Origin of the sequence: Microcoleus sp. A003_D6, from assembly GCF_036702825.1 — a bacterium.
Lineage (GTDB): Bacteria > Cyanobacteriota > Cyanobacteriia > Cyanobacteriales > Microcoleaceae > Microcoleus.
In genome coordinates this window covers 42,655-58,077 of sequence record NZ_JAUBWA010000032.1, presented here as the reverse complement: position 1 = coordinate 58,077, position 15,423 = coordinate 42,655, and the positions used below count along the sequence as shown (strand labels likewise).

Here is a 15,423-nt window from a genome sequence, read left to right as displayed (position 1 = left end):
TTTCCAGGCGACTGAAGTCGCTACCGCTTTCCTCCCCATGTCTAAAGCCAGGGGCTTCTCGCTCGTTTTTCTGGTGAAAGATGCTTTTTCGCAGATGTGTACTAGAGAATAGACAAGCTTTTCCGTTTGGAGAACTTAAGAGCGTGGTAGATTATAACAGAATACAGCGGTTGCATATGTCAAAAATTAACTTGCTCAAAAAAACAGGTAAGGAAGCAAGTTTATCGGTTGCGGTTTGGGAAGGCAAGGGCGAGTTTAATCCAGAGTTAGAAGCATTTAACCAGCAGGAAAAAACTGTAGAAACGCGAAAACTTAACCAAAAAAAAAGCAATGTAGGTAAACTGATGCGGCTCTTTATTTCCGAAAAAGCGGATTCTGTAGAAACCGCTCGCCAAAAATCATCAATCCATGATTTTGTAGAAAAATCATCCTTGAAACTCAGCAAAATGTTGCCATCTAAAATTGGCGGTTGGCCCATCCATCAAAAAATTGGTGGCGGGTATTTGCTGGCAATAGGAATCGGCTTTCTGGGCTCCCTGAGCGGACTGGTGATTGCCGACTACCACCAAGGACAAGGATTAAAACAGCTCAATGACGCTCACATACAAGCGCAATTGCTCGGCAATTTTAAAGATGCGGCGCTGGCGGCACAATTGCAGGGAGCGCAGCTAGATTCTTTTGTAGATGATTCCGCCAAGCTGGAACTGCAAGAAGAGCAGTTTGTCAAGAATATTGTTAAGGCGAAAAATCTGCGGTGGCGCATAGAAAAGTTTGCAGACAGCCAACCCGCTTGGCTGGCAGCAAAGCCGGAAGTTCTCAAAAGTTTACTGCAAGATTGCACGGAAACTTTGGAATCCTACGCCGATACTCTCAAGTCAACTTTGCAGCAAATCCAGCAATCGCAACTATCACCGCAAGAGATAGAGTCGGCCCGAAAATTGTTGGCGATAGCAAGCGGAGAAGGTGCAAAACAACTCAACAGCCACCTTCAGGAAGTGAGCAAAATCCTCGACATTGCCCAGCAGCAAGAAGGGCAAGGCGGTGAAGTGATGGAGGAGGCCCAAGGCATCGAAAAGACAATAATTATGATTAGTATGGTGCTGTCGGTAGCGGTGGCGGGAATTGTGGCTTACCGCACCAGTCGGGCGATCGCCAAACCGGTTGTCAGCGTGACTCAGGTGGCCGAACAAGTAGCCGCCGAGTCTAATTTTGACTTGCGAGTACCCGTCACCGCCCAAGGCGAAATAGGCTCTCTGGCTGTCTCTCTCAATCACCTAATCGAGCGGGTTTCGGAACATACAAAAGAATTGAAACAAGCTAAGGAAGTCGCCGTCGCCGCTAACACTGCTAAAAGCCAGTTCTTAGCAAATATGAGCCACGAATTGCGGACGCCTTTAAATGCGATTATCGGCTACAGTCAACTACTTTTAGAAGATGCGCGGGATGCGGGGTGCAAGGAATTTGTACCCGACTTGGACAAGATTGAGAAAGCGGGCACGCACCTGCTATCTTTAATTAACGATATCCTCGATTTGTCAAAAATTGAAGCGGGGGGGATGAAACTCGAAATCCAGGAGTTTGACATTGAATCGCTGGTTGACAATGTGGCGAGTACCGCGAAACCGTTGGTAGAAAAAAATGGTAGTGTTTTGGAGATTGAGTGCGATCGAACTGCGGGTATCATTCACGCAGATTTCAAAAAAGTGCGGCAGGTTTTGATGCACCTGCTGAGTAATGCTGCTAAGTTTACTAAAAACGGCAGGGTGAAAGTCAGTGTCACGCGGATTGCAGGAAGTGGCAAATTGAATCCAGCAGAATCGGCTGTTGACAATTCAATTGCTGCGGGTGAAACTCATTCTGGGGCGATCGCTTGTCCCCTGCTGAATGTTGAAGAGTCGGATTGGATTTGTTTATCTGTTAAGGATACCGGAATTGGAATGTCCCAAGAACAACAGCACAAATTGTTTGAAGCTTTTGTGCAAGCTGACTCTTCAGCAACGCGAGAGTACGGCGGCACCGGATTGGGGCTGACACTTAGCCGCCACTACTGTCAGATGATGGGCGGCGAAATTTTGGTGGAAAGCGAGGAGGGGAAAGGGTCTATTTTTACTGTGCGGATACCGGCAGGAAATGGGTGATGTGATGTTTGGGCGCAGTATTTGGGCGACAATTCGGTTTGTTGCAAAGCTGTTGTTTTGCGTCCAAATGCTTTACTCTTGTCAGTGGGGGCGATCGCATAGAAAGATGAGGTTTCGCGATCGGGGGAAAGTTGGATGCCGATCAAACTGATTCCTTTAATTGAACTGTGTTTGTTGGCTCTAGAATCAGATATCCATCAACTGATGAGGATTCTGGTAAGCTAGCCAACTTATGTTCAAACTCAGACGGCTTCATTTGCTGTTCTTCCAAAAGCTCGTACTGTGCAACATAACCCTCAAAGACCGCACCTCTGGCAATCAGCTTTCTCAGAGCAGGAATCAGCATTTTCTGTTCTTTTTCTAGACCAATACCCACGTTTTGATTAAGACCTGACCCACCTCCTGAGAACCAACCTTTTGAGTACCACGTCTCATTGATTTTGCGTCTCAACTCATCAATCCAGCCTAAACCTTTCTTTTCATCGTAAACAAAATCTAACCACTGAGTTAATTCTGCAACTGATACATCATCCACAAAATCTGTTGCCAAAAAGCGTTCTGGATACTTCCCTACCAAAATTTCTTTTGAAATACGGTGCGCTTGAGTTTGCCAGAATGTATTCATTTCCTCTATTTCTTTGTGTGCAATGTCCAGCATTCCCAGTTCAGCCGTGCATCGCGCTTGAGCAAGGGCAGTTAGTGAAAAATACTCCTCGTTTGCCATCGCAGTTTCAATCGTACTTGCTTCGGAGAAAAGTTCTCTGTAGCGCATATTAATTTCAGCAAGTGTATTCCGCGAATTATGTATAATAGTATGACGATGCTCAGAAGCTGTTCTTGCATCAATCCTCAGTAATGCGTTCAGTGCAGCAAAAAGTTTGGCTCGCTCACTACTTTCAAGAAAATATTTAATCGCCTGTACATCTTTTTGAATCTCCTTTAACCTGCCATCAATTGTATTTAACTTATTATTGATTGCCACAAAACCGATAGAACTGACAACTAGCCCTAAACCCGATAAAACTGCCGTCCCTGTGGCAATTTGAAGAATCTGTTGAGTTGATTCGGAAAGTGTGTTAATTTGACCTGAGAGTTGCATTAACTGATAGGTGTTGAACTTTGTCATATCCTTCAGTTGATTCAGTTGAATGTTGGCAACAATTCCCGGAATAAAATCTAGTCCCGGAATGGCGCTGAGTGGATTCAACCCAACAGGAATCAGATGCCGAATAATTTGCCCTGCATTGGGAGTTCCTGCGGCCCAACGAACCACACCCCCATAAAGCTGGTATTTTCCAGCAGCCAAGCCTATTAGAGTCTCATCTGGGATAGCTCTAGCAACAGTCCAACCAGGGAATATCATAGTGTCCTCTAATAGACCTCTTGCAAAAGTCCTTTTAATCAAATTTTGGAACGGGCTCTCCGGCCCGTTCCACAAGGAAAATGTTTTTTGTGGGATGGGCATCTTGCCCGTCCTAGTTATTTTTGCAAGAGGTCTAATCTTGTTTAAATTGGCGCGGTTGGCGATCGCAGATAACCTCGATCCGATCGCCCTTATCGATGTCTCGTGTCGCGATCGCAACCAGCTTTTGTATAATAACAGAATCTTACCTGTCATCAAACGGCTTGAAGCACAATAATCTTTTGAATCAGCATAAATTAAATTCTCCGAGTCTATGCCATACAAAACTATAAGTCAAATAAACGGAATTAGCCACGCTAAGCCTTATCCTACGGCACTAAAATACCAGCAATTGCCTTGTTGAGCGCCACATAGCCTTCTGGGTTGATATGCAGCAAATCTCGACTGTATTTCGGGTCAACAATCCCCTGGGAATTCGCCAATACCTGACTGCTATCAAACACAGTTACCCGATCGCCCGCCAGCGTTTTGATATAATCGTTTACGTCATTAATGGCGATCGCCACATCATCCGACCAAAACAATCTTCTTTCTATTGGCAACCTTCCTAACGGAAAGATAGTTGTTACCACAACCTTGGCTCCCGTATCACGAGACATTTTCACGATTTGCCCAATATTTGTCTGGCAATTTCGGATAATCGTCTCTTTTTGTTCTGGAAACAGGGGGATTGCCTTGAGGTCATTGACACCAACCTGAATCACAATAATCTTAGGCTTCAGGGAGGCTACGTGCTGCGGAAAACGTCCAAGCACCTGCGCCGTAGTCTGACCACCTATGCCGCGATTAATGATAGTTGCGTTTTTGATTTGGTCAGGTGCCGACCAAGCCTCAGCGCGTGAATCGCCGTAAAAGACAATGACAGGTTGTTGTATCTTTTCTGCTGAATTGGGATAGGAGCTGAGGCCCAGTGGATCGAGTCCCCTAGCATTTAATTGCAGGTAATACTTTTGGCATTGCTGGTAGAGAAAAACATTCAATCCTGCTGATACCAGCAAAGCTAAAGAAAGCCCTACTATTGCTATTTTTGTGGGTGTGTTCATGAGCCTGAATTGTATTTACGCTCAGCCTACGACTCTTTCCGGTGGTTGAGCGCCGTCGAAACCACATATCCGGGCTTCGACTACGCTCAGCCTACGCATATTACCTTCCCACACCAGCCGGCTGCTGGCGGTTTCGCACTTCCAGAAAAATCAACAAAGCATTAACATCAGCCGGATTCACCCCACCAATTCTCGACGCTTGGCCAATAGTCAATGGCCTCACCTTTGTCAACTTTTCCCGCGACTCCTTCGAGAGAGTTGCAATTGCCATGTAATCCAAATCCGCAGGCAATTGCCGCCGTTCGTGTTTGGCAATGTCATCGATTTGATTTTGCTGTCTTTGCAGATAGCCAGAATATTTGATGTCAATTTCTGCACCATCTTTCTCAGCCAACTTCAGACTAGAATTGCCTAAATTGTAGCGTTCCAAATCCACATAATGAAAACCTGGACGGCGCAGCAAATCAGCGAGAGTAATTGAACCTTTAATTGCTTGTTGGGTGTCAGCAAAAATTGCCTTGCCAACCTCCTCGTGCTCTTTCACCCGCGTTGAGTACAAACGGGCTTTTTCCGCCACAATATTAGCTTGTTTGCGATCGAACAACTCCCAGCGCCGATCGTCAATCAAACCAATTTCCCGTCCCAGGGTCGTCAAGCGTTGATCCGCATTGTCCGATCGCAACAACAACCGGTATTCCGATCGCGAAGTCAACATCCGGTAAGGTTCCCGCAAATCCTTCGTACACAAATCATCGATCAAAGTGCCGATATAACTTTGCTCGCGAGGAAACACAATCATCTCCTGATTTCTCGCAAACCGAGCCGCATTAATCCCCGCCACGATCCCCTGTGCAGCAGCCTCCTCATATCCAGTCGTACCGTTCACCTGGCCAGCGCAAAATAGACCTTCAATCTTCTTCGTCATCAGCGTCGGAAAACACTGAGTAGCAGGCAAATAATCGTACTCCACAGCATAAGCAGGGCGCATCATCTCGCACTTTTCCAAACCCGGAAGAGTCCGCAGCATTTGCAATTGCAAACTTTCCGGTAAACCAGTCGAAAAACCTTGGATATAAAGTTCAGGAATATCTCTCCCTTCCGGTTCAATAAAAATCTGGTGACTTTCCTTATCCGCAAACCGCACAATTTTATCTTCAATACTCGGACAATAGCGCGGCCCCTTCGCATCAACCCAGCCGCCGTAAACTGGAGAAAGGTGCAAATTATCTCTAATTAATTGATGAGTTGCTGGCGTAGTTCGAGTCAAATAACAAGGCATTTGTTCCCGTTCGATCCAAACTTCTGGATCGAAACTAAACCAGCGAACCTCTGCATCTCCCGGCTGCGGTTCCAGGTTGGTATAATCGAGAGTCCGTTTGTCAACTCTTGCCGGAGTTCCAGTCTTTAACCTGCCAGTTTCAAATCCCAAACGATTGAGAGTTTCCGTCAAACCAACGGCGGCAAATTCTCCTGCACGTCCGGCCGGCATCGACTTGTTTCCTACCCAAATTGTGCCGCCTAAAAAAGTTCCGGTAGTCAGGATTACTGCTTTGCATTCAAAAGCGACGCCGAAGTATGTTTCGACTCCGATAACTTCTTCATTTTTTCCCAAAACTAAGTCTGTAACCATCGCTTCGCGGATGGTCAAATTCTCTTGGTTTTCAACAATATTATTCATCACAGCGGCGTATTCCCGCTTGTCTGTTTGTGCTCTGAGCGCCCAAACTGCGGGGCCTCGGGAAGCGTTGAGGACGCGCTTTTGTAGATAAGTGCGATCGGCCATTTTGCCAATTTCCCCGCCTAACGCATCAACTTCGTTAGTAAGTTGGGTTTTAGCCGGGCCGCCGACAGCCGGATTGCAAGGTTGCCACGCAATTTTGTCGAGGTTGAGGGTGAGGAGAAGAGTGCGACAGCCGAGGCGTGAAGTGGCGAGGGCGGCTTCGCAGCCGGAGTGTCCGCCACCAACTACGATGATGTCAAAACTGTCTTGGAATTGTACTGGGGTTTGTGCGGTCATGGGATTTTAGATTTTAGATTTTAGATTTTAGATTGAATAATTGACTTGAGGGATTAAGCCGGAGGGTTATTTATCGGATATCGCGTTTTTGTCTGTGTTATTTGAGTAAATTATGCCTTATATAGTCTATTATAGACAATAGTCGTTTGAGTAACAATATTTATGCAGGCAATATTTATGCACGCACCCATACACCATGCACCAAGCAAGCGGGATATTAAATATTTGGAGTCGGATATTATGGCGATGTTGGGAGATGTGGTTTGAGCAACTAAAATAGAAATGGAGAGCGAGGGGGTTTTTAATATATGCAAATCACAGTTAATTTACCCGATACGTTAGTAGATAAGATCGAGGATAAATGGGGGAATTTGTCACGAAAAATTCTGAGAGATTTAGTCTTAAGTGCTTTTCGCGATGGGTTAATCGATTTGGATGAGTTAAAGGAGATGCTCGATATTGGCGATGAGGCAGGCTTGAAGGAATTTTTCAGGCAAAATAATATGCTGCATTCTTCAGGATTGATAAATCTGTCTGGGAGTTGTGCGGATATTGATTTTGATGATGATGGCTGGGGAATTTCTGATGAAATGGATGACGATATGATGGGGTTTTTTGATGATTAATAGCTCTTTGGTTTATTTGCTAGATACTAATGTTTGTATCATGTATTTAAAGGGTAGGTCGCCTAGTATCGACCTTCATTTTAATACTTTGCTAGCCGATAAAATAGGGGTTTGTTCTGTGGTAAAAGCCGAGTTATTTTACGGAGCGATGGGTAGCAATAACCCCCAAAAGAGTTTAAATGTACAAAAATCTTTTTTAAGTCAGTTTGTTTCTCTGCCGTTTGACGATGCTTGTGCGGAAGTATATGGTAAGATTAGGAGAGATTTGGCAAGTTTGGGAACTCCGATCGGCTCAAACGATCTGCAAATTGCTGCTATTGCTTTGGCAAATAATTTAATCTTAGTCACTCATAATGTTAGGGAGTTTAGCAGAGTACAAGGGCTACAAATTGAAGATTGGGAGGCGGGATGATGAGTAATTATCAGGGTTATGAAAAGTATAATGCAATCTTATCAATATTTTTGATAAGATTCAGACCGTTCATCCAAAACGATCGACCTGTTGCCATTATCTCCCCTTAAAAAAAAGTAAACGATCGGCATTCGTATCTGCCAAAGATAGTGGCAAAATTATCGGAGATATCATCGATTCATTGCCGCCACCGTCGTTCATTACGGACTAACCCTCGCCACCGTAGATGCCAACCTAACCCAAGCTACTTGCCTAAATACTCTCAGTTAATCCAAAATTTTGCACGCCGCAAACAACTTTAATAATTCTGCCATGCGAATATGAGTAAATTTCCTCGCTTTTAGTAAGTCTTGTAATGTCATTTGTTCCGCAATTAATTCTGCCGGTCGCTTTTCGACGATTGCTTGTTCGGGAGGCAAATTCTCCATAATAGTCTTCAGGCTAATTGTCATCTGTTTCTTGCTCCATTAACTTATTCAAATGGTCGGCAAATCTACTATCTGCTATCTTAATTAGTTGCTTGTAAAATCGCTTCTCACTACTACTACTACTACTACCAGTGTGAGTTTTGCTAAAAGCTCTAATCTCACATCAGTGGGTAATTCGGTAAACTCAGAGTAAAAATCAGAGTGAAACTCAATGTTTCATGTCATTTGGGTCAATTATGCCTTACATAGCATATTATAGGCAATAATCGATCGAATAACAATATTTATATGCACGCTGAAAACAACTTTGAAGGCTCGATCGATCGCGAACTCCTTCCCTAAGCGAAGAAAGATATTTAATCAGAAACCCACGACTGCCAGAGTCCTGGGTTCCTTTATTGAATAAGATTTTAGACAGGCGCACGGCATCTCAACCGTACCATAACTCCCCGTGCAGTTCGGGGCACCTTGTCTCTGACAGGCGCACGGTATCTCAACCGTACCATACCTCCCCGTGCAGTTCGGGGTACCTGTCATTTAATATCATTATATAGTATAATAATAAGTTTTGTCAAATATCGAACTGTCATAATTGAGGTATATTAACCCAGATTAACATTATGCGATCGACTGCCAGCGACCAAAATGGCAAAATTACCACAACCTTGTTATGCGCCGAAGGCACATTTGAATGATTAGAACTTCCAGGCCGAACCGAGCCGTTGTGAGGAGTATTCCTTCTCGAAATTCTAGGAATTGCACTCGACTTGAACAATCAAAGATTGGATCTTTTGCCGATCGACCAGACAGAAACCCCTCTCACAACGCCGGTAAATTTATCCCCAACAGCTAGCAGATTACCTACCTCTTCTCTACTCTTCCTTCGCGTCATAAGCCTCTTCGCAGTTAAATAATTCCGTACAATTGCAGTTTTACGCTATGTTAGACAAAAAAATCTCAACAAGCGTACACAACAAATGAAATATTTCTTCTTATCCGACGGCTGGAAAATTGGGCGCGTCTGGGGGGTTGGCGGCGAGTGGACAGCAGCCGGCTGGAGACGCCAGCCAGACATCCAACAGCTCAACCTCTGCCTTTGGGATCGCAAAGAAAAAATGTGGCTCTACCGCGTAGAAGACGCCGTACTCATGGTAGAAGTCCAACCCGGAGCCACCCTCGATCCCGCCGATCCCGCAAAAAATATCGGCAACGTCACGCTTACCAGACTGATCGATGCCGAGCAAGTCCTCGAACGCCTCGGGACGATCGCCGCCCGCTGCGAAATGGGAAACCCGCAACTAATGTAATGCCCAACATATTGCAATCGGTTCTAACACTCGATACACTTCTTTAAATAACTTTCATTTTTATGCTTCCACCTTTGAAGGTAGATGGCAGTCGGCAAAAGGCAGAGTTTAAACCCAGCAGGTAACTGCTGGGGATTCAGAATCTGAATTTTCCGTAAAAATAGACATCATCACTTACACCTTGGAGAACCGCAGTCAATGGGACTACCCTGGTATCGCGTACACACAGTCGTCTTAAATGACCCAGGCCGATTGATTTCTGTACACTTAATGCACACTGCCCTCGTGGCAGGTTGGGCCGGCTCGATGGCCCTTTACGAACTAGCAGTTTTTGATCCCACAGACCCAGTTCTGAACCCGATGTGGCGTCAAGGGATGTTCGTGTTGCCCTTCATGACTCGCTTGGGAGTCACGGGTTCTTGGGGCGGTTGGAGCATCACGGGCGAAGGTAATGTCGATCCGGGCTTCTGGTCTTTTGAAGGCGTCGCCGTCGCTCACATCGTCCTCTCGGGCCTGCTGTTCTTAGCAGCAGTTTGGCACTGGGTATTTTGGGACTTAGAACTTTTCAGAGACCCTCGCACCGGCGAACCCGCCCTCGACTTGCCAAAAATGTTTGGCATTCACCTGTTCCTCTCCGGCTTGCTCTGCTTCGGCTTCGGTGCATTTCACCTTTCGGGACTTTTCGGCCCGGGAATGTGGGTGTCCGACCCCTACGGCCTGACCGGTCACGTCCAACCAGTGGCACCTTCTTGGGGCCCTGAAGGCTTTGACCCGTATAATCCGGGCGGCATCGTGGCTCACCACATTGCAGCGGGCGTAGTCGGCGTAATTGCCGGTTTGTTCCACTTGACAGTGCGGCCGCCGGAACGTCTTTACAAAGCCCTGCGGATGGGGAATATCGAAACTGTACTTTCTAGCAGTATCGCTGCCGTGTTCTTTGCAGCTTTTGTGGTTGCGGGTACGATGTGGTACGGTTCTGCTGCTACTCCGATCGAACTTTTTGGCCCGACTCGCTATCAGTGGGACGGAAACTATTTCCAACAAGAAATCGATCGCCGAGCTCAAGCTAGTTTGGCCTCCGGCGCTAGCATCCAATCGGCTTACGAGCAAATTCCCGAAAAATTGGCTTTCTACGACTACGTGGGCAACTCTCCAGCTAAAGGCGGTTTGTTCCGCGCCGGCGCGATGGTCAACGGCGACGGTATTGCAAAAAGCTGGCTGGGCCATCCAGTGTTTACTGATAGCGAAGGTCGGGTATTGTCGGTTCGCCGTCTCCCCAACTTCTTTGAAACTTTCCCAGTGATTTTGACTGACAAAGATGGGGTTGTTCGCGCTGACATCCCCTTCCGCCGCGCTGAATCAAAATACAGCTTTGAACAAAGCGGAGTTACCGTCAGCTTCTACGGTGGCGAACTTAACGGTCAAACCTTTAATAATCCTCTAGATGTTAAGAAGTTTGCTCGCGCTGCTCAAAAAGGTGAAGTATTTGATTTCGATCGCGAAACCTTGAACTCTGACGGGGTTTTCCGCACTTCGACTCGCGGTTGGTTCACTTTCGGACACGTTTGCTTTGCTTTGCTGTTCTTCTTCGGCCATCTCTGGCACGGTTCTCGGACTATTTTCCGCGACGTGTTTGCGGGAGTTGAGTCCGACATGGAAGAACAAGTCGAGTGGGGCCTGTTCCAAAAAGTGGGCGACTTGACCACAAGAAAAGAAGAATCTCTCTAGATTTCGGCAGCCTCTGGGTAGCCGGGAAACTTCCCCAGTGCAAAAAAACCCGGTTTCTTCAAGAAACCGGGTTTTTTTAGTTAATAATAAAACCAGCAATTAAGATAAAATAATACGGCAAGGGAAGATAGGGAAAATTTAACATGGAAAGTGTTGCTTACATTTTGATTCTGGCTTTAGCCTTAGGCGTACTATTTTTTGCGATCGCCTTTCGGGAACCTCCCCGGATTGGCAAATAATTAGCTATACGCCTCCAGCCAAGGGTGTCAACAATGGTCTAAAAACCTTTGTATCTCTTGTTTATAGCAGAGTCTCGATCCCCCTAAATCCCCCTTAAGAAGGGGGACTTTGATAATACTCCTGTCCCGTCCCTGATAGTTGGGGGACTTTGAGATATTCCGGTTCCCCCCTTCTTAAGGGGGGCGCCAGGGAGATCGGGCCTACTCATCAAACAGCAGTCTAGAACTAGGTTTTAGCTCAAGTTGACACCAATACTGAGCACTGTATCCTAAGTCATTTTTTTAGTCCAGCCATTCATCACACCCCGCGCGGTTAGATGAATGGTAATTTGCTGGCAATGCCTGTTACAATCAGCAATCATGCGCTGTTCCTCCTGCCAACACACAAATAGCCGCGTTCTCGAATCGCGTTCAGCCGAATCAGGTCAAAGCATCCGTCGGCGGCGCGAGTGTTTGAGCTGCCAGCACCGCTTCACAACTTACGAACGCATAGAATTTGTGCCGATTACGGTGATCAAGCGGGACGGCAAGCGCGAATCTTTTGACAGGTCAAAATTAGTCAGGGGATTGATTCGGGCCTGCGAAAAAACCGGTTTGTCTTCCGGGCATCTCGAAACTCTGGCAGAAGAAATCGAGGCGCAACTCCAAGGTCGATCGCTCCGAGAACTCGCCAGCTCGGAAATAGGGGAACTGGTGCTGTTGCACCTGCGACCGCTCAGCGAAGTCGCTTATGTCCGTTTCGCCTCCGTATACCGGCAATTTCGAGGCATCCGAGATTTTGTAGATACCCTAAATCACCTTCAGAATCCCCTCAACGAAGCTGAAGATCCAGGAACTCAGCCAGATTTTGATGCAGATTTGTCGGCTGCCGGTGCGGTCGATCGAGAAAGCCCCGCATCCTGCGCTACTGGCAGCTAAACTCGCTTAAATTAATTTAAAAGCAGTATGCGGGTAAGTATATCGGAAAAATTGGGCGGAGCGAAGCGGAGGGCTAAAACCCCGTCCTTTTAGGACGGCTTTCTGCTGCTATACTGTTTAAGAAGTCGGGATAGGGCATGGCCACGACTATAAATGGACGTGGAGGGAGAGTAAAACTACTCCGGTAGCATCACCCTGTGAAACGTCAAGAATCACCGCACGTTCGATCGGGCGGTGAGTATGTCAAAATAGTCTACTTGACTCGGAATGTTAAGATTAAACGTTTTAACGCAGAGTTTAGGGTAACAGTAATGGCAAGCGCTGGAGTGTACTTGCACCCAGCAAAAGTTAGCAAAAACTGACTTTCGTAAAAGATTTTGCAAGAAGTTAACCGCTTTTTCACCAAAATCTCTAATATCTGCCGGCACAAACGAAAAACATGAAGGAGAGAAATCCTAGGAAACTATTCGCATGGTCAATCTCAAAACCACAGTCAAAGACATCGGCTTTACTCACGAGGATTTTGCGGCCTTACTTGATAAATATGACTATCACTTTAGCCCGGGCGATGTAGTAGCCGGTACAGTTTTTAGTATAGAACCGAGGGGCGCTCTGATTGATATCGGTGCTAAAACAGCAGCGTACATTCCCATTCAGGAAATGTCGATCAATCGAGTGGAAAGCCCTGAAGAGGTATTGCAATCAAACGAAACCAGAGAATTTTTCATTCTAACCGATGAAAATGAAGACGGACAATTAACCCTGTCCATCCGGCGCATCGAGTATATGCGGGCCTGGGAAAGAGTGCGACAACTGCAAGCAGAAGATGCCACAGTACGATCGCAAGTATTTGCCACCAACCGCGGCGGCGCACTCGTGAGAATAGAAGGGTTGCGAGGCTTTATTCCCGGTTCTCACATCAGTACCCGCAAACCGAAGGAAGAATTAGTCGCCGAAGAATTACCATTAAAATTCTTAGAGGTAGACGAAGACCGCAACCGCCTAGTGTTGAGTCACCGTCGCGCCTTAGTTGAGCGCAAGATGAACCGCCTCGAAGTCGGGGAAGTGGTCATCGGTACAGTACGCGGTATCAAGCCTTACGGTGCCTTTATCGACATCGGCGGCGTCAGCGGCTTGCTGCACATCTCGGAAATTTCGCACGATCACATCGATACGCCTCATAGCGTCTTTAATGTCAACGACGAAGTGAAAGTGATGATTATTGACTTGGATGCTGAGAGGGGCCGGATTTCTCTCTCCACCAAGCAGTTGGAACCGGAACCGGGCGCGATGGTCAAAAATCGCGAATTGGTGTACGAAAAAGCTGAGGAAATGGCAGCTAAGTTCCGCGAGAAAATGCTCGCTCAAAAGCAAGCTAAAGCAGGCATAGACGTTCCTGCCGACTCAACTGATGATGATGACATCTCCGACGAAATACTCGAAGATGTGCCCTCAGCAATGGAAGAGGATGTGCCGGAAGCAGCACCTGAAGCAGCAGCACCTGAAGCAGCAGCACCCGAAGCAGCAGCACCCGAAGCAGCAGCACCCGAAGCAGCAGCACCCGAAGCAGCAGCACCCGAAGCAGTATTAGATGTAGAGGAAGAAATTTCTCCTGCGATGGTGGAATAACATCGCAGTCACTGTGATTTAAAGAGGGGATTTCCCCTCTTTTTTTTGCCTTAAACGTCCCAATTACAATCATCAATTATAGCAACCGCTTTCGTCGGTATGGCGTAAACTGGAAATAAGCTGTCGCGCATTTAAATTGTATATTCAGGGCGGGCGAGACGCCCACCCCACAAGAGTTTGATTGTTTTTTCACATACAATTTAAATGCAGAACAGCTTAGTACCTTTGGCTCGCCTTGCGATCCTCTTCTGCAAGCTTCGCTAACGCACGACTCATGGCCAAACCCTACAGCTACGACCTACGTCATGCGGTTATTCAAGCTATCAAGCTAGATGGCTTAAAGATTACGCTCAGCAAGTATAGTGTTCAACAGAGCGTCGCAACACGATCGGCTTGTGGTTGAAGCGACAAACCCAAACAGGTGACTTTCTAGCATTGCCAAACGAGCCTCCGGGTAATGGTCATAAAATTACTGACGCTTGAAAAATTTCGTGAGTTTGCCAAAACTAATGGGGATAAAACCCAGGTGGAGATGGCTAAACTTTGGGAGGGCGAGATTAGCGATTCACGCTCGGGATAGCTTCGCTTCACGCACGATCTCACGAGCCTTGAAAAAAATAGGATTTACTCGAAAAAAACAACCTACCGCTATTGCGAGCGGGATGAAATCAAGTGGCAGGCTTTTTTAATTGAGTTCTCAAGCATTCCTCCGGATCGGATTGTGTATGTTGATGAATCAGGCCTGGATAGCCGATAAGCTGTCGCGCATTTAAATTGCATATTCGGGGCGGGCGAGACGCCCACCCCACAAAAGTTTGATTGTTTTTTGACAGACAATTTAAATGCCGCAACAGCTTATCAATATGATTAGACCTCTTGCAAAAATCCTTTTAATCAAATTCTGGAACGGGCTCTCCGGCCCATTCCACAAGAAAAAAAATTTTGTGGGATGGGCCGGAGAGCCCGTCCTAGTTATTTTTGCAAGAGGTCTAATATGATTATGCTTGGAATGAACGAGGCCAACGCTTCCATGCACTGCAATCGGGGCGACGCGAGGCTAGGTAAATACGATAGCGAATGCTTTTTGTAACCAAAAATTTATCGCCCCTTTTACAGTCCTTGGAGCGTGTTATCGAACAGTTTTGAAATTTGGCTAGAAACAAGTTTACTTCCAACACTTGTGACAGGACAGGTGGTGGTGATGGATAATGCCACGTTTCATAAAGGTGGTTGAATTCAGGAATAGATTCAAAGTGTAGGATGTAGACTGTTATATTTACCGCCGTACTCTCCACATTTCAACTTGCATTGAACAATGCTGGTCTTGGCTAAAAAGTCGAATTCGTAAACTTACAGATCAGTTTGATTGTTTGCGTTTTGGCGATCGAGGCCGTAGATCGCATTGCGTCCGGGGCCGACGAAAACGGTTGCTATAATACAGCCTATTCCAGGTTTATGAAGTGTAGGGACAAAGGCTTTCGCCGTGTCCTGGGAGGGGATCGAACGATAGGCGGG

General features: G+C 46.5%; 13 protein-coding genes and 1 pseudogene. 10 read left to right on the top strand and 4 right to left on the bottom strand.

Going from position 1 to position 15,423, the window contains the following annotated elements:
* Nucleotides 1-143: 143 nt before the first annotated feature.
* Nucleotides 144-2,138, top strand: a complete 1,995-nt coding sequence (locus QUB70_RS11670; RefSeq protein ID WP_332980428.1) for a sensor histidine kinase — start codon at nucleotides 144-146, stop codon at nucleotides 2,136-2,138.
* A gap of 142 nt (nucleotides 2,139-2,280) precedes the next feature.
* Here the strand turns inward: QUB70_RS11670 and QUB70_RS11665 are convergent, their stop codons facing one another.
* Entirely contained in the window at nucleotides 2,281-3,603 is a 1,323-nt protein-coding gene (locus QUB70_RS11665) for a hypothetical protein (RefSeq protein WP_332980426.1), read from the bottom strand.
* Between the two features lie 37 nt (nucleotides 3,604-3,640).
* On the opposite strand from QUB70_RS11665, the gene QUB70_RS11660 reads away from it, so the two are divergent.
* On the top strand, nucleotides 3,641-3,778 hold the full coding sequence (locus QUB70_RS11660) for a hypothetical protein (protein WP_332980424.1): 138 nt from the start codon (nucleotides 3,641-3,643) through the stop codon (nucleotides 3,776-3,778).
* Nucleotides 3,779-3,869: 91 nt separating this feature from the next.
* On the opposite strand, the gene QUB70_RS11655 is transcribed toward QUB70_RS11660, so the two are convergent.
* Both QUB70_RS11655 and mnmG read right to left on the bottom strand, forming a co-directional pair.
* Nucleotides 3,870-4,604 (bottom strand): SGNH/GDSL hydrolase family protein, encoded by a 735-nt coding sequence (locus tag QUB70_RS11655; protein ID WP_332980423.1) that lies wholly within the window; start codon nucleotides 4,602-4,604, stop codon nucleotides 3,870-3,872.
* A 100-nt stretch (nucleotides 4,605-4,704) separates the two neighbouring features.
* The gene (mnmG, locus tag QUB70_RS11650; RefSeq protein ID WP_332980422.1) at nucleotides 4,705-6,621 is read right to left on the bottom strand and encodes a tRNA uridine-5-carboxymethylaminomethyl(34) synthesis enzyme MnmG; all 1,917 of its coding nucleotides are present in this window, start codon (nucleotides 6,619-6,621) and stop codon (nucleotides 4,705-4,707) included.
* Between the two features lie 308 nt (nucleotides 6,622-6,929).
* Here mnmG and QUB70_RS11645 point away from each other — a divergent pair, with 308 nt between their 5' ends.
* Nucleotides 6,930-7,247 (top strand): hypothetical protein, encoded by a 318-nt coding sequence (locus QUB70_RS11645; protein WP_332980421.1) that lies wholly within the window; start codon nucleotides 6,930-6,932, stop codon nucleotides 7,245-7,247.
* Nucleotides 7,240-7,659 (top strand): type II toxin-antitoxin system tRNA(fMet)-specific endonuclease VapC, encoded by a 420-nt coding sequence (vapC, locus tag QUB70_RS11640; RefSeq protein WP_332980420.1) that lies wholly within the window; start codon nucleotides 7,240-7,242, stop codon nucleotides 7,657-7,659. The genes QUB70_RS11645 and vapC overlap by 8 nt, the downstream gene beginning before the upstream one ends.
* Before the next feature lie 266 nt (nucleotides 7,660-7,925).
* Here vapC and QUB70_RS11635 read toward each other — a convergent pair whose 3' ends face one another.
* Nucleotides 7,926-8,111, bottom strand: coding sequence for a hypothetical protein (locus QUB70_RS11635; protein WP_332980419.1), 186 nt, complete (start codon nucleotides 8,109-8,111; stop codon nucleotides 7,926-7,928).
* Between the two features lie 953 nt (nucleotides 8,112-9,064).
* Between QUB70_RS11635 and QUB70_RS11630 the strand changes: the two genes are divergently transcribed.
* The 6 genes and pseudogenes from QUB70_RS11630 to QUB70_RS32675 all read left to right on the top strand — a co-directional run.
* Complete coding sequence (locus tag QUB70_RS11630) at nucleotides 9,065-9,394, top strand: hypothetical protein (RefSeq protein WP_332980418.1); 330 nt, start codon at nucleotides 9,065-9,067, stop codon at nucleotides 9,392-9,394.
* A gap of 198 nt (nucleotides 9,395-9,592) precedes the next feature.
* Complete coding sequence (gene psbB, locus QUB70_RS11625; RefSeq protein WP_332980417.1) at nucleotides 9,593-11,122, top strand: photosystem II chlorophyll-binding protein CP47; 1,530 nt, start codon at nucleotides 9,593-9,595, stop codon at nucleotides 11,120-11,122.
* Nucleotides 11,123-11,265: 143 nt separating this feature from the next.
* Nucleotides 11,266-11,361: a photosystem II reaction center protein T gene (locus tag QUB70_RS11620; RefSeq protein ID WP_083622085.1), complete on the top strand. Its 96-nt coding sequence runs from the start codon at nucleotides 11,266-11,268 to the stop codon at nucleotides 11,359-11,361.
* A gap of 360 nt (nucleotides 11,362-11,721) precedes the next feature.
* Complete coding sequence (gene nrdR / locus QUB70_RS11615; RefSeq protein WP_332980433.1) at nucleotides 11,722-12,279, top strand: transcriptional regulator NrdR; 558 nt, start codon at nucleotides 11,722-11,724, stop codon at nucleotides 12,277-12,279.
* Nucleotides 12,280-12,750: 471 nt separating this feature from the next.
* A complete protein-coding gene (locus tag QUB70_RS11610; RefSeq protein ID WP_332980415.1) occupies nucleotides 12,751-13,908 on the top strand; it encodes a 30S ribosomal protein S1 in 1,158 nt (385 codons plus the stop codon).
* Nucleotides 13,909-15,073: 1,165 nt separating this feature from the next.
* A pseudogene (locus tag QUB70_RS32675) lies at nucleotides 15,074-15,344 on the top strand (transposase); the annotation flags it as partial.
* Nucleotides 15,345-15,423: the final 79 nt, after the last annotated feature.